This window comes from Paenibacillus sp. Paensp38 (assembly GCF_059491915.1).
In genome coordinates, this window is the sequence record NZ_CP168516.1 from 4276480 (window position 1) to 4301465 (window position 24986).

At 46.3% G+C, this 24986-nt stretch carries 23 protein-coding genes; 6 read left to right on the forward strand and 17 right to left on the reverse strand.

What is annotated here, in order from left to right:
- Window positions 1-28 precede the first annotated feature (28 nt).
- From ACEN8J_RS18945 to ACEN8J_RS19005, 13 genes are all read right to left on the reverse strand, one after another.
- Window positions 29-979 carry a ring-cleaving dioxygenase gene (locus ACEN8J_RS18945; protein WP_029515855.1) on the reverse strand — a complete coding sequence of 317 codons (951 nt, stop codon included), beginning with the start codon at window positions 977-979 and terminating at the stop codon, window positions 29-31.
- 55 nt (window positions 980-1034) lie between these two features.
- Window positions 1035-1661, reverse strand: a complete 627-nt coding sequence (locus ACEN8J_RS18950; protein ID WP_029515856.1) for a nitroreductase family protein — start codon at window positions 1659-1661, stop codon at window positions 1035-1037.
- A gap of 129 nt (window positions 1662-1790) precedes the next feature.
- Window positions 1791-2162 carry an MmcQ/YjbR family DNA-binding protein gene (locus ACEN8J_RS18955; protein ID WP_029515857.1) on the reverse strand — a complete coding sequence of 124 codons (372 nt, stop codon included), beginning with the start codon at window positions 2160-2162 and terminating at the stop codon, window positions 1791-1793.
- A 488-nt stretch (window positions 2163-2650) separates the two neighbouring features.
- A complete protein-coding gene (gene ahbB / locus ACEN8J_RS18960; RefSeq protein WP_340954134.1) occupies window positions 2651-3640 on the reverse strand; it encodes a siroheme decarboxylase subunit beta in 990 nt (329 codons plus the stop codon).
- A gap of 18 nt (window positions 3641-3658) precedes the next feature.
- A complete protein-coding gene (locus ACEN8J_RS18965) occupies window positions 3659-4660 on the reverse strand; it encodes a radical SAM/SPASM domain-containing protein (RefSeq protein ID WP_029515860.1) in 1002 nt (333 codons plus the stop codon).
- Window positions 4661-4685: 25 nt separating this feature from the next.
- Window positions 4686-5858: a radical SAM/SPASM domain-containing protein gene (locus ACEN8J_RS18970; RefSeq protein ID WP_039270521.1), complete on the reverse strand. Its 1173-nt coding sequence runs from the start codon at window positions 5856-5858 to the stop codon at window positions 4686-4688.
- 399 nt (window positions 5859-6257) lie between these two features.
- Entirely contained in the window at window positions 6258-6818 is a 561-nt protein-coding gene (locus ACEN8J_RS18975) for an NADPH-dependent FMN reductase (RefSeq protein ID WP_029515862.1), read from the reverse strand.
- 188 nt (window positions 6819-7006) lie between these two features.
- Complete coding sequence (locus tag ACEN8J_RS18980) at window positions 7007-8014, reverse strand: AI-2E family transporter (RefSeq protein ID WP_250243085.1); 1008 nt, start codon at window positions 8012-8014, stop codon at window positions 7007-7009.
- Window positions 8015-8070: 56 nt separating this feature from the next.
- Window positions 8071-8487: a phosphate-starvation-inducible protein PsiE gene (psiE, locus tag ACEN8J_RS18985; RefSeq protein ID WP_029515864.1), complete on the reverse strand. Its 417-nt coding sequence runs from the start codon at window positions 8485-8487 to the stop codon at window positions 8071-8073.
- A 90-nt stretch (window positions 8488-8577) separates the two neighbouring features.
- Complete coding sequence (locus ACEN8J_RS18990) at window positions 8578-9072, reverse strand: DedA family protein (protein ID WP_340954123.1); 495 nt, start codon at window positions 9070-9072, stop codon at window positions 8578-8580.
- Window positions 9073-9094: 22 nt separating this feature from the next.
- Window positions 9095-9604 (reverse strand): CDP-diacylglycerol--serine O-phosphatidyltransferase, encoded by a 510-nt coding sequence (pssA, locus tag ACEN8J_RS18995; RefSeq protein ID WP_029515866.1) that lies wholly within the window; start codon window positions 9602-9604, stop codon window positions 9095-9097.
- Window positions 9605-9627: 23 nt separating this feature from the next.
- A complete protein-coding gene (locus ACEN8J_RS19000) occupies window positions 9628-11397 on the reverse strand; it encodes a sensor histidine kinase (RefSeq protein WP_165148282.1) in 1770 nt (589 codons plus the stop codon).
- Window positions 11394-12074 carry a response regulator transcription factor gene (locus tag ACEN8J_RS19005; protein WP_341038680.1) on the reverse strand — a complete coding sequence of 227 codons (681 nt, stop codon included), beginning with the start codon at window positions 12072-12074 and terminating at the stop codon, window positions 11394-11396. Before ACEN8J_RS19005 ends, ACEN8J_RS19000 begins: the two co-directional genes overlap by 4 nt.
- 210 nt (window positions 12075-12284) lie before the next feature.
- Here ACEN8J_RS19005 and ACEN8J_RS19010 point away from each other — a divergent pair, with 210 nt between their 5' ends.
- From ACEN8J_RS19010 to ACEN8J_RS19020, 3 genes are all read left to right on the forward strand, one after another.
- Complete coding sequence (locus ACEN8J_RS19010; protein ID WP_495593850.1) at window positions 12285-13628, forward strand: glycoside hydrolase family 30 protein; 1344 nt, start codon at window positions 12285-12287, stop codon at window positions 13626-13628.
- A 195-nt stretch (window positions 13629-13823) separates the two neighbouring features.
- A complete protein-coding gene (locus tag ACEN8J_RS19015) occupies window positions 13824-14213 on the forward strand; it encodes a winged helix-turn-helix transcriptional regulator (RefSeq protein ID WP_029515870.1) in 390 nt (129 codons plus the stop codon).
- 407 nt (window positions 14214-14620) lie between these two features.
- On the forward strand, window positions 14621-14929 hold the full coding sequence (locus ACEN8J_RS19020; RefSeq protein ID WP_495593851.1) for a hypothetical protein: 309 nt from the start codon (window positions 14621-14623) through the stop codon (window positions 14927-14929).
- A 102-nt stretch (window positions 14930-15031) separates the two neighbouring features.
- Here the strand turns inward: ACEN8J_RS19020 and padC are convergent, their stop codons facing one another.
- A complete protein-coding gene (gene padC / locus ACEN8J_RS19025) occupies window positions 15032-15523 on the reverse strand; it encodes a phenolic acid decarboxylase (protein ID WP_322251883.1) in 492 nt (163 codons plus the stop codon).
- 166 nt (window positions 15524-15689) lie between these two features.
- Between padC and ACEN8J_RS19030 the strand changes: the two genes are divergently transcribed.
- Window positions 15690-16238, forward strand: coding sequence for a PadR family transcriptional regulator (locus ACEN8J_RS19030; protein ID WP_029515873.1), 549 nt, complete (start codon window positions 15690-15692; stop codon window positions 16236-16238).
- 68 nt (window positions 16239-16306) lie between these two features.
- Here the strand turns inward: ACEN8J_RS19030 and ACEN8J_RS19035 are convergent, their stop codons facing one another.
- Genes ACEN8J_RS19035 through ACEN8J_RS19045 form a run of 3 tightly spaced genes read right to left on the reverse strand, consistent with a single transcriptional unit; the run spans window position 16307 to window position 20320 of the window.
- Window positions 16307-17506 (reverse strand): Ger(x)C family spore germination protein, encoded by a 1200-nt coding sequence (locus ACEN8J_RS19035; protein WP_029515874.1) that lies wholly within the window; start codon window positions 17504-17506, stop codon window positions 16307-16309.
- Window positions 17503-18597, reverse strand: a complete 1095-nt coding sequence (locus ACEN8J_RS19040) for a GerAB/ArcD/ProY family transporter (protein ID WP_029515875.1) — start codon at window positions 18595-18597, stop codon at window positions 17503-17505. Before ACEN8J_RS19040 ends, ACEN8J_RS19035 begins: the two co-directional genes overlap by 4 nt.
- A 22-nt stretch (window positions 18598-18619) precedes the next feature.
- Window positions 18620-20320 (reverse strand): spore germination protein, encoded by a 1701-nt coding sequence (locus ACEN8J_RS19045; RefSeq protein WP_029515876.1) that lies wholly within the window; start codon window positions 20318-20320, stop codon window positions 18620-18622.
- Window positions 20321-20567: 247 nt separating this feature from the next.
- On the opposite strand from ACEN8J_RS19045, the gene ACEN8J_RS19050 reads away from it, so the two are divergent.
- Together ACEN8J_RS19050 and ACEN8J_RS19055 are read left to right on the forward strand one after the other, a co-directional pair.
- The gene (locus tag ACEN8J_RS19050; RefSeq protein WP_209949403.1) at window positions 20568-20909 is read left to right on the forward strand and encodes a phage tail protein; all 342 of its coding nucleotides are present in this window, start codon (window positions 20568-20570) and stop codon (window positions 20907-20909) included.
- A 48-nt stretch (window positions 20910-20957) separates the two neighbouring features.
- Window positions 20958-24848 carry an immunoglobulin-like domain-containing protein gene (locus tag ACEN8J_RS19055; RefSeq protein WP_495593853.1) on the forward strand — a complete coding sequence of 1297 codons (3891 nt, stop codon included), beginning with the start codon at window positions 20958-20960 and terminating at the stop codon, window positions 24846-24848.
- The last annotated feature ends 138 nt before the right edge of the window (window positions 24849-24986 follow it).

Below are 24986 nucleotides of genomic sequence, written 5' to 3' on the forward strand. Positions count from 1 at the left end.
TCTAATATGATTGTTTGGATCGAGCAGATTAATCCTGTTTTAATACTCTAGGTTCAATGGGAACCAGGTTAGACTCAATCTGGGTGCGCTGAGGCTCATACCATTCAGGCAGCATCAGCTTGTGCCCCAACTCATTCAATTCCTCATCCACCGTAAATCCGGGCGGATCGGTTGCGATCTCGAATAGAATACCGCCTTGCTCGCGGAAGTATACGGCATTGAAGTATTGGCGATCTACAATGCCACTAGTCCCAAAACCCTGCTGGTGAACCCATTCGTTCCACGCTTGATGCTCCGTATCATCCTGCGCGCGCCAGGCAATATGGTGAACCGTACCGGCACCGCCATTCCCCCACGGGACATCTTTGACCGGAATATCGATCAGGTTGCCCAGATCACCTGTCGTCTGATAGCGGATGTAGCCTGCATTTGCGTCTTCTCCGATGAGAGTCATCCCCAGGACGTTCTCCAACACCCCTTGCGTATGTTTGGAATCCGCACTGTACAGTACCGCCCCGCCAAAGCCCTTGATCGCTTTATCCGTAGGCACACCCCCGGCTGTCCACTTGTTCAACGGGCCACCTTCCCGCTCCACCAACTCCAGATGTAAGCCCTCGTTGTCTCGGAACTGGATGAATGACTCGCCAAAACGATTAGCCTTCGTGAAAGATACCTTCAAGCTGTGCAGACGGTTTTCCCAGTATTCCAAAGCACCGGATGGCACGACATACGTCGTAATCCCAACCTGTCCGCCTCCAATCTTACCCTTGCGTGTACCCGGAGCTGGAAAAAAAGTAATGATTGTTCCCGGGCTGCCCTCTTCATTACCAAAGTACAAATGGTATACTTCTGGAGCATCAAAGTTGATCGTCTTTTTAATCAATCGCAGACCAAGTACGCCTGCGTAAAAATCAACATTGCCCTGCGGGTCGCCTGCAAAGGACGTGATATGGTGAATTCCAGCGGTTTTCAATGACATCTTTATCACTCCTTCATTAACATGTTGATTTATTTACACAAATGATTTACAAATTTCAAAATCCATTGTAGCTGACAAATTGTCCAACCGGCTTGCGGTATCCCCGTGCCCGCTGACCCGATTCGTCCTCTTTACCCAAGGTAATCATCATCACGGGTACAAATTGCTCTGGAATATTCAATACTTCCTGCACCTTCGCCGGATCAAAACCGATCATCGGGCAAGTATCCCAGCCTTTGTCCTTGGCAATCAGCATAAATTGCATAGCCGACAGGCTGGCATTACGGATCGCTTCTTCTCTCTGGAAGACAGGTCCCCGCTCGCGATAAAACTGAGTTACCGATTCCACTGTACTATCATATTCCTGCTTGCTCAGGACACCTAAATTCAGGAATCCTTCGTTGAGGTCAGCTACCTTGGTATAAGCTTCTGTATCCCCCAACACTACAATGGTCGCCGAAGCCGTTAATATTTTATACTGCTTACTTGCCTCATCATGCAGTCTTTGTTTGGTATCCGCATCCTGCACTACGATATAACGCGCATGCTGTAAATTAAAAGCCGATGGAGCAAACTTCACCAACTGAAATATTTCTTCTAGTTCTTTTGCATCTATAGTAACATCAGGAATAAATTTAGAAGCTGATCTTCTCTCTTGAATAATATTCACCAGTTCGCTCATGTTAAGTTCCACTCCTTGATATTATTTTCAAATGAATTATCTCTAAATTAAGAATATATCTATTTGTGATTTCTGTCAAGTAAAACTATAAGTATTTTTGGATACAAAAAAAGGGCTTCACTCAGCCCTTTACAGATCCGTTGCCCGTATTCTCATCGTAATCGCTTCACGTTGCGCTTTGGTTAAGCTCTTGAAGACCAGCTCATACGAATGGTCGATCATGCTGTACAAATCCTCCAGTGGGAAGGTAGCATCAACCTCAATCGTATTCCAATGCTTTTTATTTAAATGATAGCCTGGCTTAATCGCCTTGTTTTGTTCACGCAAATTTACCGCAATGACTGGATCACATTTCAAGGATACATGGCTAATACCATCCTTTTCAGTCAGGAGAGCAAACATCTTGCCCCCTACTTTGAGTACCAGGGGATCAGCACCAAACGGGTAATCCTTAACGGCCTCTTTTTGGCTCAAACCATATGCTACAATTTGCTCAAACACCAGCCTTCTCTCCTCTGTTCCGAGTTATTTGTTCTACGAACCTACCTATTTGCGCCCTATTATATCACCTTCATACGCTACATATACACTAAGTCCGTGCTACATTTAGGGGAACTGTGCTAAAGGTGAACCACTACGGATACCGTCGCACACACTGTTCGGATTGGCTCTATATGGGACAGGATAGCTGGTTCGCGAAAAATAATAATGACTACTGTTAGGCGCAATAAGGTAGCGCCTATTTTCCTCTTAATTCACTTCATCCCCCTTTAATCATCCATGTAAAAAAGTGTTTTATTTATATAAGCTTATACGGAAGCGAAAGCTTTTTTAAGCGGCAAAAAATAAATAAAGGAGATTTTTTTCGTGAACTCAAACACTGCTCTTATAAGAAAAGGCGGTGCAAATGTGTCGTCTTCCAACCTGTCAACACGAAAAACGGACGCTGTCCTTGAAGAGACGGCATCCGTGTGAATATAAGAAGCGCTTTAGATCGAAAAGCTCGTTTTCTTCAATTCTTCCGTGCTGAACAGAATATCGTAATCCTTGATGTCTTCCCGCCGAACAAATTGCTCCGCAACTTTCCGAACAGACGCTTCATCGGGTCCATGAATCATGGCGTATAAATTATACGGCCAATCGGGGTGCGTCCGGCGCTTGTAGCAGTGGCTGACTTCCGAATAATCGGCCAGCCTTTTTCCTGCCTCAGGTATATGCTCCTCAGGAAGTACGCAGATGAACAGGCCATTTGCTGAAAATCCCGCTTCCCTATGCTTTAGAACGGCTCCGATTCGTTTGAGTGCTCCTCCTGCCTGCAGTGCCTGCAAGCGCAGAAACACCTCTTCCAAGCTGCAACCTGTCTTATTGGCAATCTCGGTATACGGTTCAGTTGACAACGGAAGATCTCCCTGCAGTTCGCGGATCAGCTGCACATCCGTTATTTCTATTTTGCATGGTTCCTGTTTGGAGGTTGCGACTCCATTCAAGTTCGGGCTGGGTGTAATGGCTGATGCATCAGCCGTTTCTTCCATATTCAGAAAGACCTTTAGTTTGAATAATTGCTCGGAGGGAAACTCATATAGCAGCGGCCCTCCCGCCGCTTCACGGATCGTTTCAAGAATAGCCCCCCGTTCTTCCTCGGTCCGGGAAGTCAGCGTGAACCACATATTGAGCCTGCTGCGCCGGCGGTAGTTATGGGTTACGCCTCTATACCTGTTGATGACAGCAGCGGTCTGGTAAAAAAGCTCCTCCCTGACTGCCATCGCATACAAACAGCCTCTAAATCCCAGTCCCGCCGGATTAAACACCCCGCCGATCCGCCGGATGAATCCCTCTTTCTTCAGCCTTTCAAGCCTTTGAAGCACATCTTCCTGGCGTAATTCCAGTTCCTCCGCAATGGCATTCCAAGGGCGTCTGACCAGAGGAAGCCCGATTTGCAGCCGATTCAGCAGCTTCCGGTCGTTCGAATCCAGGTCCACTATTCCCACCTCCCCAGCTTACAGCGCCGCCGATCTTTTGTAACACCACGGCTCTTCGGCCATGAAATTGCCGCCGCTGTAATAGTACGATCTCGCCCGGCAGCCGCCACAAATGCCCACATCGGGGCAGGAGCCGCATTCTCCTTCATATTTCTTGAAGTCCCTTAAATCCCGAAACACCGGATTATCCCGCCATATTTCATCAAAAGGCTGCTCGCGAACATTCCCCACCTTGACCGGCAGGTACGGACAAATATGCACCTCGCCATTCGGCAGCACAGAACAATAGGAGACCCCGGCCAGACAACCGCGCGTGTACCGCATTTCCAGCCCCATGCTCTTGGCAAGCGGCATGAACTGGGGAGCGCATGTCGGTTTGATTTCAAGGGATGTTGACTTCTGTTTGGACAGAACACTGCGCAGAACCGAGTAATACCGTTCCCGCTTCAGCCCGTCTTCTTCGATATGGACGGCCCGTCCGGTCGGGACGAGAAAGAACGGGTGCAGAGAGGACACATGAAGCTCCTCGGCAAGCTGGGCAACCTGCACGAAGTCATCCATATTTCCCTCGGTCAGCGTCATGTTAATCTGCACTCTCAGCCCGGCTTCCCGGGCATAACGAATGCCCTCCAATGCTTGCTGCCAGCCTTCTGGCGCATTCCTGAACCGGTTGTGATACTCAGGCGTGGCGCTGTCTATGCTGATCGCAATGCCCCCCAGCCCTGCTTTTTTCAGCTCCGCAGCTTTGGCAGCGGTCAGAAGCGTGCCGTTGCTGCCAAGTGCGGGACGAAGGCCGATAGACGAGGCATACGCGATCAATTCGCAGAGATCTTCACGGATCAAGGGCTCGCCGCCGCTGAATATGAGAAGCTTGAATCCAGCCTGCTTGATCTGATCAATGAGCCGGATGCCTTCCTCCGTGGTTAGCTGGTCTTCTACAGACGATGTCGGCCCCGAGTCACGATAGCAGTGTTCGCAGTATAAATTGCATTTCTTGGTCACATTCCAGGAAACGAGCATGCGTATTCAGCCTTCCTTTCCAGTGTTATACGATTCCAATTTCACGGTCACTTAAATAACAGGATGGGTCCTCCGCCCAGAAATCACCGCTTACCGAAGCCCGGGCCCGGAAATTCCCGTTACAGATATCCAGCCAATTGCATTCTCTGCAGCGTCCCTTTAGCAGCGGTTTACGGTCGCGCAGGCCGACCATTAGCGGATGAGCGGCATCACGCCAAATCTCGCTGAATTTCTGCTTGCGGATATTACCGATTTCGATATCTCTCGTGAACTGATCGGGATAGACGTTGCCATGCCAATCCACGCAGCCGATGGCTATTCCGGAACGGTTGCCGCCGTTTCTCTGAAGCAAGCCAAGCAGTTCAGCTGCGCGCTCCGGGTCGCGCTCCATCATCCGCTGGTATAAGTAAACGCCATCCGCATGGTTATCAACGGTGAGCAATTCCACCGGTTTGCCTTTGCCATGCAGGTCCATCGTTTTAGCCATAATCCGGTCAAGAGCATGCCGGGATTGTTCATGGGTAACATCCTCTTGCTGCAGGGCGCTCCCGCGGCCGGAATAGACGAGATGGTAGAAGCAGGCCCGAGGAATATTTTCCCGCTCGATCAAATCAAGGACACCATCCAAGTCTTCATATGTATGTCTGCTGATCGTGAACCGGACCCCTACCTTCTGGCCGATGACCAAGCAGTTTCGGATACCCTGAAGCGCCTGCTTAAAGGCTCCTTTTCGCCCGCGAAATTCATCATGGCGCTCTTCCAGCCCATCCAGGCTTACACCGACATATTTAACCCCTGCTTCTTTTAGCATCTTCGCTCTGTCCATGGTAATCAATGTGCCATTGGTCGATACTACCGGCCGAAGCCCTTTGCTTGACGCATAAGAAATCAGCTCATAAATATCTTTGCGGATCAGAGGCTCTCCACCGGAAAAAAGCAGTACCGGCACCTGGAAGGCGGCCAGATTATCAATAAATACCTTAGCTTCCTCCGTCGACATTTCATCGGGATCATGGGCAGGACAGGCATTCGCATAACAATGTTTACAGGTTAAGTTGCAAGCCCGTGTCGAATTCCATACGACGACAGGCCCTCTGCCCGCGGAAACGCCATGAGGTTTGTGGCCCGGCTTAATGGTATAACGAAGGTCATCGCCTTCTCCCTTCATACCGGTAAGTAGTTTCGTTACATTAATCATTTCCGTTCCCTCATCTCCCTATAATTAGATACCCGTTCTTTTTATCTTAAGATAACTTGTGAGAATAAGGATATGCGCTATTATCTTGCTCTCGCGCCGCATTAATGCTTGGGTCTGCAATAAGAAGATACGTCTGACGGCGTCTTATTAGAGCTTATGCTTCCGAAGTAGCGATATGAGTATCGCTTTTAGGTACGTTTACCCGTAATGCTGCGGGTATCAAAAAGGTCGTGGCCGAAATGATTTTTTCTTACAGCTGAAAAAGTGCTAGCAGGTTTCACCGTTACACACAGCCATGACATTCAGCGTGGAATTTGGCAAAAGTATATATTTATATGTAGTAGGTGGCCATTCAAATAAGCAGATCCTTCTATGATGAAGGATCTGCTTTGGATTTTCCTATACCTGTCCTCTGCATGCTTGCTCAAGCCCTTGAAGTAATGCCTCCATTTCCTGTCTAGTTTCAGCGTTTGTAATGATGCCTTCTGAGTTCAGCTTTAATGTGATATGCGGAATAATGACCTTTCCATTCTCCACAATCTCTGCGTTGATCATTTGCAATGTGAGCAGCAGCGAGGCATGCGCCAGATGGCCGCCCATAGGAGACGGTGACGCGCTAATGACCGCTGTTGGTTTATTTACAAATTCACCTGAAGATACGAGCCAATCCAAGGCATTTTTCAAAGCACCCGGCACCCCATTTCCATATTCCGGTGTACAGATCAGCACTCCATCCACTTGTTTCAATTGTTCCCGTAGCCCTCTTACGGAAGCTGGCCCCTCATCTACATCCAAGTCAGGGTTAAAATGCGGGAGATCTTCCAACCCATCATAGACTGTGAACATCATATTTTCAGAAGCCAGCCCCATAGTAGCCTTCATAAGTGCTGTATTGGAGGACTTTTGACGAAGACTCCCCGATATAGCCAATACCTTAATTTTCTGTTCCAACCGTATCATCTCATTTCTCCGAACTTGATCTGATCTTGCATATTCAGTGTACTATAGCTAACAAGAGAATTAAAAAGTGGATGAGCGTCAGCGATTTTTCCTGTGAACAAAAGGGCAATAAAAAAATGCCTGCGGTTTCGCAGGCATTTGTGATACATCAATAGTCACTATACTAGGGCGGAATCTGTATTGCTGAATTAAGTATCCTTCTCTTGCTTGCGTTTTATCCCAATCAGATCAAGGAAGAAAACAAACAACGGAATACCTACAATCAAGCCCCAAATTCCAATCAGATGCTCAGAGAAAATAAGTACGACAAAGGTAAAGAAGATCGGTAAATTCGTTTTGGATGACATCAGCTTCGGATTTAAGAAATAGGCCTCAATCGCATGAATCACCACGATCAATATAACCAGATAAATTACATATTGAATGCCACCGACACTGAAAGCGATCAGGCCGAGCGGTGCCAGTGAGATAAACACACCTGCCACCGGAACCAATCCCAGTACGAAAATGATGAGCGCAAGACCGAGCAGATTAGGGAAGCCCATAATCCAGAGCGCAATCGTGGTCAATATACAGTTAATAAGTGAAATCAGCAGTTGAGCCTCCAATACCTTCCCGAACGTACCCAGGAACATACGGCCGAAATGACCCACTTCCTTGAAAAACCAGCCCAGCTTGCTATCTACAAACGTAGCTGTAAAGCGTGTAATATAGGATTTTTCCATCAGGAAGAACAAGCTCAAAATAATTGACACCAGAAGCTGTGTTCCCAATTGACTGACCTTCATCACTGCACTCAGGCCAGGCTCAAATAGCCGCTGAACATTCAGTGTGTCCATAAATTCGATAATCGTTTCGTTCCATTGATTACGATCAGGATACATATACGCTTGCTGAATCATGAGATACACCTGCTTGACCTGTACAATGATTAGCGGCACCATTCGGTAAACGCCCCACACCATAATCAGGATCAGCAGCCCATACACCAGTAGCAGCACGACCATTGACGGTACATTGACGAACCGCTTGACCAGCTTATTCACTCCGTTATATATACTGCCAATCAAGATCGTAAGCAGCAGTGTTAACAACATAATATTCATCATGCTTCTTAACATAAACAACAGCAAAACGATTATCGCAAGGACGGCTACCCGCCTGACGCCCGCATGATTCATCCAGTTTCTTACCATTCGTCTTTATTCCCTCTCTCCCACTTGACTGTCACCCTTTGCAATCTTCCCCGGTATTAACTTTCTCTTTTTAACAATTTACTGTTAGCGATCAATAGAGAACCTACCATGACTAGAATAGCAATGGACCACCAGAATGTATTTTTAGCATCATCATGGTCCACAATAATGAGCCTGATGACGGCCGTAATCCCAATATAGATGAAATAACGTAATGGAAAATGAAAATTGGTTTTAAAGTACTTAACTATTAATGCTATGAATTCAAAATACAAGAAAAATACAAGCAGCTCTTCCGTGAATTCATAGTAATTTTTGTCGGCCTCTGTGTACAAAAAAACATAAGAAAAAATGGACCATGTTTCTTTTAGAAGTAAGAAGCTTAAAATCAGCCCGACCAGAAATAGCGAGATATTTAAGATCATTTGCAGAAAACCAGGTAACTTCTCAATATACTTCATTAATGCATTCAATACAGATCCCCTCACTGGTTGTACAATATCATCTTTATTTATATTATCGGTGGTATACGTGAAAAATGCTACATTACTTTTGGGGTCACCTTAATGAAAGTTTATATTCGCCCCTGCAATATAACCAATGGAGATAAAAATAAGCGTCCATATCAGAGAACCTGCGCTTGCCACCAGCATATATTTTCGGACAGGCATCGCACTAATGCCCGACAAATAGCTTGTCGCATGTCTGACTCCTGGGATAAAATAACCGAACAAAATGGTCCACAACCCAAAGCGCGCAAACCACCCCTTAACTCTTGCAAATCGCTTCGGTGTCAATCCAACCCACTTGCCGTGCTTATCCACCAAGGGCTGGCCCAGCTTTTTGCCTAGCGTGTAGCTGATCATCATCCCTGTCATTGCACCGATGAAGCTGACTAAGATAGACACCGAATAATTCAGTACCATAATAGAAGATAAATAGCCGACAAACACCATAATAATTTCATCTGGAACCGGTAGGCCAATAATCCCAAGAGCAAGAAGAGCAAAAATAGCGATATATCCGTATTGTGTAATCATGCTGATGGCCCATTCCATAGGAGCGCCACCTCCTGACCGATTATTTTTTGAAGGACGGGAAGGGAATACGGCTAACCATCAGGAACGACAGCACTACCATTAACGCAAGCAACAACCCCGGCTTCAAATGCTCACTCCATAAAAACATAAAGGACAAAATCACTCCCGCCGCCGTAATCGGCATACCCACAAAGCCTTTACTAAAAGCCATTAGGTTGAATCTTGCCAATCTTACCGCACCACATATGACAAACAAAACAGCCACAAGTGGTCCTACCCAATGGGTATCTCCCAGCTTGTATAACAAGATCAAGAAAGCAGGGGCAACCCCAAATGAGACCACATCCGCCAGCGAATCGAGCTGTTTGCCAAAATCACTGGAACAATGCAGCAGCCTTGCCAGTAAACCGTCTAATACATCCCATAAAGCAGCCACCACCACGAGAATAAAGGCGGTCATGTATTGCTCATGAATCGTGAAATACAGGGATAAGACCCCTGCCCCCAGGTTTGCAATCGTGCATAGTGAGGGCAACCAATTCCATTTCATACTCTTAACTCCTTTGCCATAGCTTAGCCTCCGAATATAACAACAAAACGGACGCCGTCCTTGGTATTCTCCACCTTAAAGTGGAATTCGTGCAAATCCAAAATTCGTTTGACGATCGACAGCCCGAGCCCTGTCCCACCTGTCTGGCGGCTTCGGGACAGCTCAGCCCGGTAAAAGCGATCCCATATCTGCTCCAGTTGATCATCAGGAATGGTCTCACCTTTATTTTCAATGGAAAAGGAACTGATTTCCCCATCACCTTCGATACGAATCGTGATTGAGCTTCCTTCCTCAGCATGTCGTATGGCATTGACAACAAAGTTGATAATCACCTGTTCCATCCATCCTACATCGGCATGGATCGGCATCTCATTGGCGGGGATAATGACTACTTCCAGCTTTTTCTCCTTCAACAAATGGAATAGCTTGTCCACGACCTCCTCCACCAGCTCACTCAAGATAAAGGTCATCTTGCGAAGCTTGAGAGTACCCGATTCCAATTTGGCGAGGTCCAGCATATCTTTGACCAATCGCTCCATTTTGTCCGCTTCCTCTACAATGACTTTCATATAATGATCCTGCTTCCCGGCGCTAACCCCATCTTGTAATCCTTCTGCGAAGCCTTTAATGATACTCAGCGGAGTTTTCAGTTCATGAGAAGCGTTGGCAAAAAAGTCTTGTTGCACAGCCTCCATCCTCTGCTTCTGTTCCATATCCTCCACTAATTGCTGATTGGCCTCCTGAAGCTCGCGCAAAGCGGTGTCCAGGTTCTGGGACAGGGTATACATGCTGTAGGACAAGCTGCCCAGTTCATCATTCTGCCGGATTGGTGTATGGGCTGTAAAATCGAGCTTAGCCATCCGCTTGGCGGTATTATTCAAAGCAATGAGCGGGCGGGTCACCATCCGAGAATAGAACAGAGACAAAATTAGAATGAGTGCAAATCCTCCGATCCCTAAGTACAGATAAAACCAGCGCAAAGCCTCATTCGTCTCACTGATTTCCTGCAACGATGTCACAGTGAACAGGAGGTCGATCTCGCCTGTGCTCTGACGAACAGGATGGACTATAACTGCATTGCGTACCCCTGTCCAAGGTTCCGTCCAATCTTCCTCCAACACTTCGAAATTCTTAAGCTTCTCCAGATGCGACTGTGATAAAGGGAACCATTCCTCCAGCGCACTAAACAGTAAACCTTGTCGCTGACTCCATGTTTTCAGATCCGGCAGTACAATCTCTGTCACCGTACCGGAAAACCTTACACTGCCACCTGTGCTTGCCTCTTCCAAAGTTGATCCTATACTTTTGAAGCCAAGCTTCTGTATGCCGGTTGGATAAATTAAATTGGCGGAGGATATGCCTTCCGTTCCCAATCCCTCACCTTCAACCGTTACCGTATCGCCAGGCTGAAGCCGGGCAGCTCTCAGCTCATCTCCATACTCACTCATAAACAGAGACAGCGATATTTTAACGATTTTACCATCTGCTTTTCTTACATTGATATGAAACGCATCATCCAGCTTTACTTTGCCGTCCAGCGTTACAATCGCCAACTGGTTTTTATTCTGAAGCATAAAACGAGCTGCCTCACGCGAAACCCTGCCCGATCCCCAAGCCTCCTGGACATAACTTTGACCGAAGCTATGCAAACGACTTTCCACACGCCCAATCTTCTGTTTCTGATAAAAATTTTCAAAAAACAACAATTGACTTAAAATCACCATACCGTAAAAACACAGGAAAAACACAACCGTCATAATGAACAACTTAAAGGTAACTCCCCGTTTGTTCATTCTTCCTCCTCAAACCTGTAGCCAGTACCAAAAATAGTGCGGATATGGCGTGATTCACGTCCCAGCTTACTTCTCAGCTTTTTGATATGCGTATCGACAACTCGTGTATCTCCTTCAAAGTCGATGCCCCACACTCGGTTCAGTATCGCATCCCGTGAAATAACGATGCCTTTATTATGTATAAGCAGCCGCAGCAGCTCATACTCCTTGGGCGTCAGCTCGACTTCTGCCTGATCCACCTCAAGCCGATGAGCCATCGTGTTGAGAATGGCACTACCGAACTGCAAGATATGCGACTCTGGCTGCACATGTCCTTCCACCCGTTTCATCAGCGCGTTGGCGCGGGCGATCAGCACCTTGGGGCTGAAAGGTTTGGTCACGTAATCATCGGCTCCCAGTTCAAAGCCTAATATTTTATCATCATCACCGGATTTGGCTGTCAACAAAATGATCGGCACACCTGAACGGCTGCGCACCTGGCGGCACACCTCCCAACCATCCAGTTCCGGCATCATAATATCGAGTATAATCAGGTCAGGCTGCACCGAATCAAACCAGATAAGTGCATCTTTTCCATTGCCTGCTTCATAGACTTCCCAATTATTTTGTTTAAAATAATCCGCAATCACTTCACGAATACGTATTTCATCCTCGACAAGAAGAACTCTTTTCTTCAATCGACTTCCCTCTTTCGGTCATTCTAGGACACCAGTATATCAAAGACATGTGTTCTTTATGTGTTCTTGACACTTCTTATCAGCAAAAGTTCTCATCCGCAAATTTCACCTTGGATTAGGGCAAATTTGTCATCGCTCAGACCATCTCTTCCTCTAAGATCCTACCCTATAATAAGTTGAGATACAAAAAGCCTGACAGGAGGGTAACACATGAGCAATCAAACCATTCAGTGGTTTTCCACTTCCAAAGCTAAAGCTTGGCAATCCCAAGCTCACCATTTGACCGATACCCAAGAGAGTGCCAACCTAATCCTTACAGGAGAAACATATCAGCTTGTAGAAGGCTTTGGTGGCTGTTTTAATGAATTAGGTTATGTGGCCCTGAATCATTTGGAAAAGGACGACCGAGATCGGGTGCTTCATTCTCTCTTTCACCCAGAGGGCGAGCACAAATTCACGATATGCCGACTTCCTATTGGAGCGAGTGACTACGCGCTGGAATGGTATAGCCACAATGAAACAGACGGCGACGTGGAGATGAAGCATTTTTCCATTGAGCGCGATCAGCAATATCTCATTCCTTTTATTCGAGAAGCGTTACAACTCAATCCGGACTTAAAGTTGTTCGCTTCACCCTGGAGTCCGCCGACATGGATGAAATCACCAAAAGCCTACAATTACGGCACGCTGCGCTGGGAAAAGGACATTTTGAAAGCGTATGCATTGTACTTTGTCAAATTTGTTCAGGCATACCACGAGGCAGGTATTACGATCCATCAGATTCACGTTCAAAATGAAGTCATTGCCGATCAGAAGTTTCCTTCCTGTGTATGGACCGGAGAGCAACTGCGTGAATTTATTCGCGACTATTTGGGTCCTGCTTTTGAGGAACACGGACTGGATACGGAAATTTGGCTGGGCACCATTAACGCACCCGATCCGTGGGAGGAATTAATGAAAAAGACTTCGACCGGATTCGATGAGTATGCCCATACCGTGTTGAGTGACCCCGAAGCCTACAAATATATTAAAGGTGTAGGCTACCAGTGGGCAGGCAAAAATGCCATTCAGCGCACCGTTGCCAGTTATCCTGAGCTTCGTTACATGCAAACCGAAAATGAATGCGGTAACGGAGAGAACTCATGGGACTACGCCAAATATGTATATAATCTGTACCAGCACTACTTCACCAATGGTGTGAATGCTTATATTTACTGGAATATGGTTTTGGAACCAAAAGGCAAGAGCACATGGGGCTGGGAGCAAAATTCGATGATTACGGTTGATCCAGCGGATCGAAAACCTGTCCTGAATCCAGAGTATTATGTCATGAAGCATTTTTCTCATTTTGTATTACCGGGTGCCCAACGCTTCGGACTTCGCGGCTCATGGACTGGAGATGCAGTCGCTTTTCAAAATACAGACGGGCAAAAGGTGCTAGTCATCGCCAACCCCTTCAGGGAATCTCGGGTACTGAACCTGTCTATCGGAGAAACAACACACCGTTTGGAACTGGAGCCAGAGTCCTTTAATACGATCGTGATTCCTTCTTAACGCCGCAGTTTTCTTGAATTATGCATATATTAGGAATATTACGTTCCTGTTTTCCGGTCCTACGTAATCATCATGCTTCACTGTCCAGTCGATCTGTATCCATATACGTATGCATAGTTTCCAAAATGGATGTATATCCTTTTGCGTATAGTAACTATAAATAGTATACTTGGAATAACTACGGACAGGAGGTCGATGAATATCACTACTGTAAAAGACCGGATTGATTTGAAGCTGATTAATTGTGATAAGGAATTGACTCTCGCCGTCATCGGTGGAAAATGGAAGCTGATTATTTTGTGGCATCTCGGTATGGAAGGCACCAAGCGGTTTGGTGAATTGAAGAAGCTGATTCCCCATATTACGCAAAAAATGCTGACCAACCAATTGCGCGAGCTGGAAGAAGATAAACTCATTCTACGTAAAGTCTATCCTGTCGTCCCTCCGCATGTGGAATATTCACTGACAGAGCATGGCGAAAGCCTGATTCCGGTACTGAGAGCAATGTACGATTGGGGATCAAACTATCGCGAGAACGTGATTTGGAAAGAAGAAGAAGCGGTTCAAGACGTCACACCCGTGTGACCAGCAAACAAGCATTTTGCGAAATGCTGAACTATATTTCACGTAGAAACAGCCTCGGGAGATCTGGGGTTGTTTTTTTATGATATAAAGACGTTCCCCAAGATAATAAGAGATATGGATGCAAGTATCCGTTTCCATTGGCATTAAAGCTCGTTTTCCGCTACATATCCTCATTTTACACTTGTATTCGTGATTTACATTACATCCGCTGTGACGTATGATTCTTCCATCCCTATTTACAGTGAACTCGAGAAGGAGGCCATTCTAGCATGAGCATGACGCTTGCCCAGCCCACAACGTCCCAAGCGACCCAATTACGCATTGGTTCCATGGAAATGATTCAATACGATTATCGTCAATTTCCTGACTCGAAACCCTATTAATACCCTTGCTGTGGCTTGCTTACTATGTCGTGTAACGGCGCTCAAGGTCTGGCAGAATATGAGTTACCTGAAATTAAAGGAGCCTTTGACCTCGTCCGCTGGGCTTCCGTGTTTACCTCACTCAAGGGTCTGTCCTTAACCGAGGCTGAGCAATATATTCAGCACCACGCTGATCACTGGGGGCCTGATAAAACAGAGCTGGCTCTATCTGCCTTATCCGATCTGACTACCCATGCAAACTTGCACATCTTCTCTCCATCAGCGACCATCCTCCCCTCTCGGATTAGTCGTTCGTATCTTATCGAGCATGGTCTGGTCTACTATTCATTCTAAATATCGTCCACCACTCCATTAGCAATCTACTTTCAGTTCATGCAAAAAAGCCTGAGACTGTTTATCACAGGCTAGGCTTTTACACTTTCAGCACAGAGTTAATTACACTTGCAGTTTACCTGCACGAATATCGTCTGTCATTCCTTCATAAGGTGCTTGGGAAATCAATTTTTCGTTGTTCACACCTGCATTTTCGATGAATGTAATATTTGCAAATTCAGGCACCACATACTTTGGATACGTTTCATACTTTTCACGCGATTCTTCCATTAGCGGAATAAAATCGTTTTGGTAGCGCACAGTGATTTCCGGATGCTCATGAACCCATTTAGGGAAGAAAATAATGCCGTGCATACGTTTTTCCTCAGGCATAAAATTCAGAGAAACGTCAGTGCCTGTCGGTTCGGTCCACGATACTTTATACACATTTTCCACCAGTTTCGCCAGATTGACCTTCTGATCACGTACCCAGCGGCCACCTACCATACCACTATGAATGCGATAATCGATCGTATCTTCATTTTTAATATATATTTCATACTCCCAACCATTCTCATAGGTGTAAATCATGTGGCTGCCGATAAACTTGTCCATCTTGCATCCTTCTTTCCTAAATTATAATTTTTCATGAATTGAATGGGATACCAAAGATAATAAATATTCAATTCAAACATGTAAATATAAACATGTTTTTAACTACATATAAATTGTAGCACTGTGGTATACTAGTGTCAAATACCGTTTTACGAGGAGAGCTACGTTGAAACGCACATTAAAATATGCCATTTTGGGTCTGATTCACAAAGAGGAAATGAGCGGCTACGATATTACGAGCCAATTCAAGCAGGAAATCGGACAATTTTGGAGCGCCAAGCACAGTCAGATTTATCCCGAGCTCAAAAGGCTGACCGAAGAGGGACTCATTGAATATCGGACCTCCATTACAGGAGCCAAGCTGGAAAAAAAATTGTACTGCATTACCCCCAAAGGAACCCAAGAGCTGACCGAATGGCTGCTAAGCCCCAAGGAGTTACCGGAAACGGAAAAAGATGAGTTTATGCTTATGCTGTATTTCTCAGCGGCCATCCCCAAGGAAGAGAACAAGCGATTGTTCGAGGACCAGATTGCCAAACGTAAAGAAAAGCTGGAGTATCTGTACGAAAGTAAAAAATCCCTCCAACAGCTGGACGAGAATCTTCAATCCCCCGGCTCTAACCAATTCGGGCATTATCTGGTGCTGAGCCGTGCCATTAATCGGGAAGAAAGCTATATTACGTGGCTGGAAGAAACACTGTCCCTGTTTGAATAGCCTAAAAAACCTTCAACGTCACGTAGATTCGTGGTATTGAAGGTTTTTCTAAAATAAGTACGTGCAAACTAGTCTGCCGTCGTAATCGAAGAGCCGTAATCTTCAATATGGATATCTGTGCTAAACCGTACAGGAATGGTACTAAAAGTGGTATCCCAATCCTCTTTGACCTTACGCCAAACTTTAGGATGCTGAATCCTCAAGGCCTCTCCGAAACCTCCGACGTCAACCTTTAGCTTTTGCATTTTAGCTAACGTTTGTTCAGCTAATGAATTCACTTTCTCCTGAAAGAGACTCTCTTCTTGTCCAAGCACATTGTTGCTACGCAAATTTTCATTCTTTATATGCACCTCCGAAATGCGTCCCTCTGAGGTCATTTTTACCTGAAAGGAAATGTCATCCCCCTGAACGATGGCCTTGATCTTGCTTTTCACCGCTTTGATCTCATATGCTATATTTTTACCGGTTTTCGGATCGCTGCTTTTCAGCACGCCTCCATCCAATTGGCCTTTGATCCACATAAGACCCTCGACCTCCGACTCATTCAGATAACCACCGTAGGTTTGTGTCTTTCCCTTGATGATTCCCGCACCTGCGAGCTTGATTTCATTCTCCGCCGTAATGACATTAGGTAATATAAAGCTTCTTTCACCCTTCATGGGTCCGATCACTTTAGCCAAAGCCATGGGCTTTATCAACCGCGCGTTCCGTTTACGGTTTTGGAATATATCCTTTAATATATAAGCAGGAATCTGACCAGGAATTTTCTCCTGAAGCGCATTCCCCGCCTTGTCTGTACTAATCAGTAGCTGTACGCTGGGCCGAATGTCATTATCCCCCAAGAAAAAGTCCAGCAGCTCATACAACGGAATCTTGCGAAGCAGACTGGAGCTGATAATAATCGTTTTCAAATGTTGCCCGATGGGAGGTCGATTGGTCCGCAATGAAATTTCTCTGAGCATTTCAAAAACGGAATCCCCCGTTTCCGTAATATTAAAAAATTTTTTAGCTTGCGGGGAGGAGCTATTGGAGCCTCCGCTTTCCTCTGGGATGACAAATTGGAAGGTTCCAGTGATTAACTCTTTTTTTGGATAATCTCCTCCTTTTCGATTAATTTGCTCTTCTTGCGAAGATTCTGCCTCTACATCCATAGCAATACCTGTCATCAGATTTAGATCCTCCACCGGCGAGCTGCTCCAACAACCTGAAAGTGTACAACATACTAGGAGTGCGGTCATTCCGAGTAATCCCGACCGTGCCCTCATCATGACCGCACCTTCCTCCAGCGAGAAATAAGCAGAAGTGGCAGTGGAAGCAGAGCGAATAAAACAAAAGCTCCATTCCCCAGGATCGTTCCAAAAGAAAATAACTCATTCAGATTTTTGGGAATTTGGGATAGGAAGTAGATGATCGGAAGCAAAATGAACAGCGTCTTGGAATAAGAGCTATTCAAAATTTGAGAAACTCCGAGCGAAGCGCAATAAAAAGCAATACTAAATGTGGAAAAAATTTGCATGATCCAAATGGTCAACAACAAGGATTCGAACCGTTCCAATAACAGGTACTCCACTTCAAAACTGCGAGCCAAATCTAAAAATGGCCAGGTTCTGCTCAAGACTCCTTCGAACGAAAAAGCGCCAATGCACAGGATCAGCGTTGCTGTATAAAAAGCGACCGCGATCCCGATCGCCAGTCCGATTGCCTTGGTTGCTTTCTCGGGTTTTTCCATCCGACAAAAAATAATCAGCAAGGACTCTGTCCCCGTTAATGTCAGGATTGTAGTCTTGAGCGTTCTAACCACTGGCATCACCCCCTCCGACAAGACAGGACGCAAATTATTCAATTCGAAAATATTTAAACTCAGCAAGCATATCAACAAAAAGATAGCCGTCGTAATCGGGAATATTAATTGGCATATTTTCCCTAACGAGCTTACTCCTCCCATGCATAGGTACAGAGAGAGCCACATAAAAGGTGCTGAAATTGCCCACGCCGGAGTGCCTTCAAGCAGAAAGAACGACGTTACTTCCTCCACAGATCGGATTTCAAATGCGGCTATACAAACAAAATAAATAACAATCAGCATACCAATCCCTTTGCCAATGACTTTGCCTGTTATCCGCTGAACATACTGGTAAAAGGTACTTTCTGGAAACCTTGAACTTAGTTTGATCATAATCCATCCGAGCAGGAAAGTGCCCCCCCCTGCTAAAATGACAGATATCCACGCATCCGGTGTTTTTGCAACTTCAGTTGCTACTCTGGGAAGGGTAAGCAACCCGGCAGCCAGCATAAAGGAAACCACAATTGCCGTTGTCTGCAACGTTGTAATTTTATCCGCTTTTTTCCCACGGGCCATCTTGCTCCCTCCTGTGTTGAGCTCATCCTTGTCGCTTAGGGTCTTTATGCTTCAAAAGAATGGGTCTATTTTTCATAAATTGCAGCGGTGCTCGTATGAAGTAATCTTTCCAGTCCTTCAACGAACGGGGGACCGTTAGACTCAGGAACGGCACACCGAAGCTGTGTAATTTAACCATATGAATACTCAGCATTAGGAAAAACATGATTACGCCATACAACCCGAAGGTGGCCGCCGTAAACATGGCTCCAAAGCGCATGACACGCATGGAAATCCCAGCGCTGTATACAGGGGCTGAAAAGGAAGAAATCGCTGTAACGGCCACCACAATTACGAGAATCGGGCTTACAATCCCGGCGTTAACAGCGGCCTGTCCAATAATCAAACCGCCGACGATGCCCATCGCTGGACCGATGGGTTTGGGGAGCCGAAGTCCCGCCTCACGTAAAATTTCGATAGAAATCTCCATAATCAGGGCCTCAACCAGCGTCGAAAACGGAACCCCTTGTCTCGCACTGATAATGGAAATGACCAGCTTGGTTGGAATCAATCCGGGATGAAACGAGATAAAGGAGATATAGAGCGCCGGGGCGAACAACGATATGAAAGTTGCCATAAAACGAAGGAATCGTATAAGCGAACCCGGTATCCATCGTTCATAATAATCTTCGGGGGACTGGAGCATCATCCCATACGTTACAGGCATAAGAAGCGCAAAAGGTGTACCGTCCAGCAGAATCGCCACACGTCCCTCCAGCAATGCAGCCATGACCCGATCCGGTCTCTCCGTATTTTGAATTTGCAGAAAGGGGCTAAGAAAATTATCCTCAATAAGCTGCTCCACATAGCCCGACTCCAATACCTCATCCATATCAATGGTTTGGACCCGCCGCTTCACCTCATCCACAAGCTCCGGGTCGGCAATGTCTCTGAAATACACCACCATCAACTGCTTCTCCACTCTTTTTCCAACTTTGAAGGACGACATGGCCAGTTCCGTACTTTCTCCATGTCTGCGCAGCATTGCCGTATTATCGCTGAGGGTCTCGGTAAAACCGACTCGCGGTCCTCGCAGCACCGATTCCGATATCGGGTCCTCCACCCCTCGTGTATTCCCTTTGGGTGTACCCAGCACAAAAGCGCCGGGTATGCCCTGAATTATAAGTATGACAGAACCGAACAGCACCTTTTGCAAGGAGAACTGCACCTCTAACGTATACTCTGTCTCCGATACCAGCATGACCTGACGAATAAACATATCCCGAAGCTCTTTTCCTCTCGGAAGATCCTCCCCGCCTTGTCCTGAACTGCCCCAATCCATCAGTGGCTTTAAAATGTTCTGATCCATGCCAACCTTGTCTGTTAATCCATCCACAAAAAAAAGTGTACCTACAGCGTTCAGTTTTCCCAGGAAAATAGATCGTTCGTTCACATCTGCCATATCCGCGACGGCTTGTCTGACTTTTTCTATATTCGCCTCATAATCTTCGGTAAAGGTTCCCTTTTCCTTCTCTGCCTCACTTACAGACGGGTTGCGATCTGCCTGCTCCGAACGGTCTTCTTCTTCTAGAAGCTTTAATCGTTCCATACGTCTGCTCTCTCGACCATCCATCGCTTTAATTTGTCGTACCGTCAGAAAAATAATCAAAGGTATGATGAACAAAAAGACAGCTTCTATCCATACGTTCCATTTGGGTATATGAGTTCCGATGACCTGCCACACGTTCTTTCCTCCTTTACTTCCATAGGATTTGTATATAGATTTACCTGGATTAGAAAAAAGATGCATGGACGATAGGTGGGATGGAATAAATTTCTTTGCTCACAAAAGGAATAAAAAGGTGAATTTGATAGATGAACTGTAGTGTCAAATGTAGAAATCCATGATAATATCTATTCATTCTATGACTAATGTCACAAATTTGTTGAATTCGTGGTCCATTATTCGAATCTAAAAAGGAGTTGTAGGTATGAAGAATCATTTTTGGAAGAAAACCGCTGTGTTGAGTTTGTTAGCGGTCATTTTGTTAGGTGGAACGGCAATCAGTCCCAAACAGGCACATGCAGGTTATGAGCCTTATATTGGGGAAATTACGGTGTACCCGTACATGTTCGCTCCTAAAGGTTGGCTAAAATGCGAGGGCCAGATCTTGAGCATTGCTCAGAATTCAGCATTATTTAGCCTGCTGGGCACTAATTTTGGCGGCGATGGAGTGAGCACATTTGCATTGCCTGACTTGCGCGGAGCTTCCCCGTTGCCAAATGTAAACTACTACATCGCAACCGAAGGGGCATACCCGTCCCGCCCATAAGATGAATACGCTCAATAGTGTGCTATTTAATAAAGAAGAGGTGATAGCGTGCTCGAAGGCAATAACTTCACACGCAACAAATTGAAACCCTATCGGTTGCTGGTTCCATTGCTGCCATTCATCGGCGGTGCGTTCCTGCTCATAGGGACGAATGAGGCACATGCTGCCGGTTGGGAAAATGTAGTGTTGCACAAGCCTGTAAGCTCAAGCGGTTACACGCAACCCTATGATCCCTCCAGAGCGGTAGATGGGTCAATCGAGCCAACAAGCCGCTGGTATCAGGCAAGCAATGGTGAAAAATGGATCCAGGTAGATCTGAGAGATTGGTATACCGTAGATCGATATGTTGTTACAGGTATGGGTGTCCATTATGGATGGAACGATCAACGTGATCCATACAGTTTCCGATTGCAGACAAGCAGCAACGGAATTAATTGGGTGACTGTAGATACCGTCCAGAATAATGAAAGCTCTAATGTTGAAAAGAGCATCGCCCCTGTAACTACACGATACTTGCGATTAACTATTGATCAAGGAAATGCAAGAAACAATCAATGGACTTCCATCATGGAATTCGCAGCTTATGGGGAGCAATTGCCTATTCCACAGGCTCCGGGCCATTTTGCAGGAACCAAAAATGGAAATACAGTGGAGTTAAACTGGGATGCTGTTCCTTATGCAACATCATACAAAGTCATACGAGATAGCGTAACGCTCTATACAGGCAGCTTAACCCAATTCATAGACACTTCAGCCTTGCCGCCAGGTGAAGCAATTTATACGGTTCAGGCTGTGAATGCTAAAGGGGAGAGCACTCCCTCAGAGGTTAAAGTGATTATACTTACCGATGCCGAGAGAGTTGCACAGGCAAAAGCCGCTCTTGCTTTAGGCTTTGCATCTGGAGATACAGCTGATTCGGTATCTCAAAATCTGACACTACCCCTCACTGGATTGAATGATACGACGGTGAGCTGGAGTTCGGATACTCCTGACGTCATTACGAATGAGGGGGCTGTCACACGCCCGCGGTACGATCTGGGTGACCGAAAAGTAAAACTTACAGCTACGATTGCAAAAGGAACCGCCTCGGATACTCAAACTTTCGAAGTTACCGTACCGAAGATAACTGCACATGATACATTGGATCAAGCAGCAGGTGCCCTCTCGCTTGGCGATTTGTCTGCGCTGACAGAAAATATATCTCTCCCATTATCCGGTTATGGTGGTACGCAGATCGAATGGTCCTCGTCCAAACCTCTTGTCATTGCATCAGATGGAACACTCACCAGACCCTCTTATAGTAGTGGAGATACTGACGTTATCCTAACGGCTACCCTGCAACTTGCAGGCTTAACGAAAACAAAGAATTTTACTGCGCATGTATTCCGTCTGCCCATGAGCGATACAGAAGCCGTTGACGCAGCATACAGGGCGCTTGAGTTGCCAATGACTACAGTAACCGGAGACGTATATTTGCCAAAAGACGCATTGAATGGTGTTCAGGTGTCATGGTCATCGACTCAGCCCCAGTTCCTGGATCATACGGGGCATGTAACATTCCCAAGCTATGTGCAAGGCGATCAGACCATCACGCTGGAAGCAGTTGTGTCACGTGGCGGGGTTGATCTGCGAAAAACATTCAGCCTGCTCGTGCCCGCACTGCCCGTAAGTGCTGATGAAGCCGTAAATTTGGCAGCAAATACTCTAAATTTGGATTATCCGCAAGGGATTAAGGATTCTATTGCTCTGCCTCGTACAGGAGCATTTGACACCCAGATGGACTGGTCTTCGGATCAACCAGATATCCTCAGCAACAGCGGTCAGGTGAATCGGCCTAAATATACAGACGGTGATGCGAATGTACAATTAGTTGCCATTATTTCTAAAGGTGCAGCTTCTGTACAAAGAACATTCACGATCACAGTGCTGAAGGCATTGCCGAATACACCTTACGTACGATTGAACGGCAGTAATCCAATTGTTCTGGAAACCGGCGACAGCTTCACTGATCCAGGAGCCAGCGTACTGGACAGTGTTTACGGCAATATCCTGCTCCCTGAGCTTTCAGGTAGCGGGAATGTTGATACAAATGTACCTGGTGTATATGTATTGAACTATGCTTATAGCGACAACGGGGGTTGGACGGCAGAGCCTGCAGAACGCCATATAAACGTGCTGCCTCGTGCTGTTACAGCCGCAGCAGGCAATGAGGATATAGCCTCTGTGATCGTTACAGGCGCCTTACCGAACGCACGGCTTGAGCTGTACAATGCTCAGCAGGAGCTTATAGCGGAAGGAATTGCTTCCGGAGAGGGTAGATATACATTTATACCCGTTCCTGAAGGAGCCACCTACTATGTGCTACAGAACGTAAATGGCATGAAGAGCGCTCCGTCAGGGCTAGTGTATCCGCAAGGGTTAACCGCGCAGCGCGTTGCCGATTCCATCACAAGCATAACACCTCCTACAACAAGTGATACATTGCTCAGGTTGCCTGTTGTACCTGATGGTTTCCGTGTGACCATCAGCAGCAGTAGCCAGCCAGACATCGTGCGTACAGACGGAACTATTGTTCAAGCAGGTACTCCTTCCGTTGTAACTATCATGCTGGATGTTATGAGGGTAAGTGATGGTTCTCATGCTTTGACGCAAGCCATAGAAGTGACCGTTCCTGCCAAGGTAATTGCGAATACAGGCAAATCTAACAAAGATAAGACTGAGGATCTATCTACTTTCGTGCCACAGATCGGATTTTCTGAACAAGGGAAAGAGTTCTCCCTCTTTGTTCCTTCGCCGGCATTTCTGGATGAGCAGATACAGCAAGCACTTCGTGAGGGCAAAGCATACGCAGACATTCGTTTGGAGCAGGAAAAACAAATGAGTCGTGTTCTCCTTCCTCATTCTTTACTGAATAAGTGGGATAAGATGGGTGCATCGGTAATATCCCGATATGGAACACTGAGGATATCCAGTGACACCTTAACCAGCATGGCCTCAGGTCAGCAGGACGTTACATTGTCATTCCAGCAGGTAGATGTACAGCGTGCACAGCAGATCCGTGATTGGGCTGAGCAACAATCCAGCCTGACGCTGATGGGTCCGGTTACAGACATCAAAGCTAATGTGACAGGGACATCGACCATCATTCTACCGCTGGATAACGAATCCTTAGGTGAGTTACACAATGCAGAGCCCCAGTTCTCCATTCTTGTTATTCATGAGAATGGCGAGCGTGAGATTCTAAAAGGTACTGCTGTAATGGATTCAAAAGGGATTTTGTCGGGTGTGAGTCTGAATACGACCGGGTTAGGTACCTTTGCCATCGCCACAGATGCAAAGCCTCAAACCGGTCATACCCGTGTGCAAAATGCCCCAATCAATTCGTCAGATTCGCAAGAGCTAGCTCAAGTATGGCCAGATGTACAAGGCCATTGGGCTGCGAAGTCCTTGCAATCTCTTGCAGACAAAGGCTGGATACAAGGCTATAAAGACGGCAACATACGTCCTGAGCGCGCTGTAAGCCGTGCAGAATTTGTAGCCATACTGACCAGAGCATTGGGAACTGCTGGAGATGAGAGCCCTTCTACCTCATTTACAGATATGAAGGGACACTGGGCTGGATCAGCTGTGGATTCTGCTTACCGTCAGGGATGGATTCAAGGGCTAACCGCTCAAACTTTCGGACCTGATGAGAGCCTTACCCGTGAACAGGCGATGGTGATCCTGTCACACGCGATGCAGAATCAGACATCCATTTCCAGCACTACTGCACTGCAATCCTACAAGGATGAGCAGCAGATTTCAGCATGGGCCTCCGCAGCATTCCAAAATGCAGTATCCTCCGGCTGGATCAGCGGTTATCCAGATGGAACGCTCAAGCCAAAAGCGGCTATCAGCAGAGGTGAGATGGCTGAACTGTTAGTACGTATGCTTAAATAAGAATTTTCAAGTTTCATAGATCAGATGAGTATAGCCAATACAACGCGGCCTCCAAGCTTTTCGGGGGCCGTATTTTTTATGTGTATTTTACGTACGAGCCTTCAACAATCATTTTTGCTTGGTTATTCACCCTTTTCG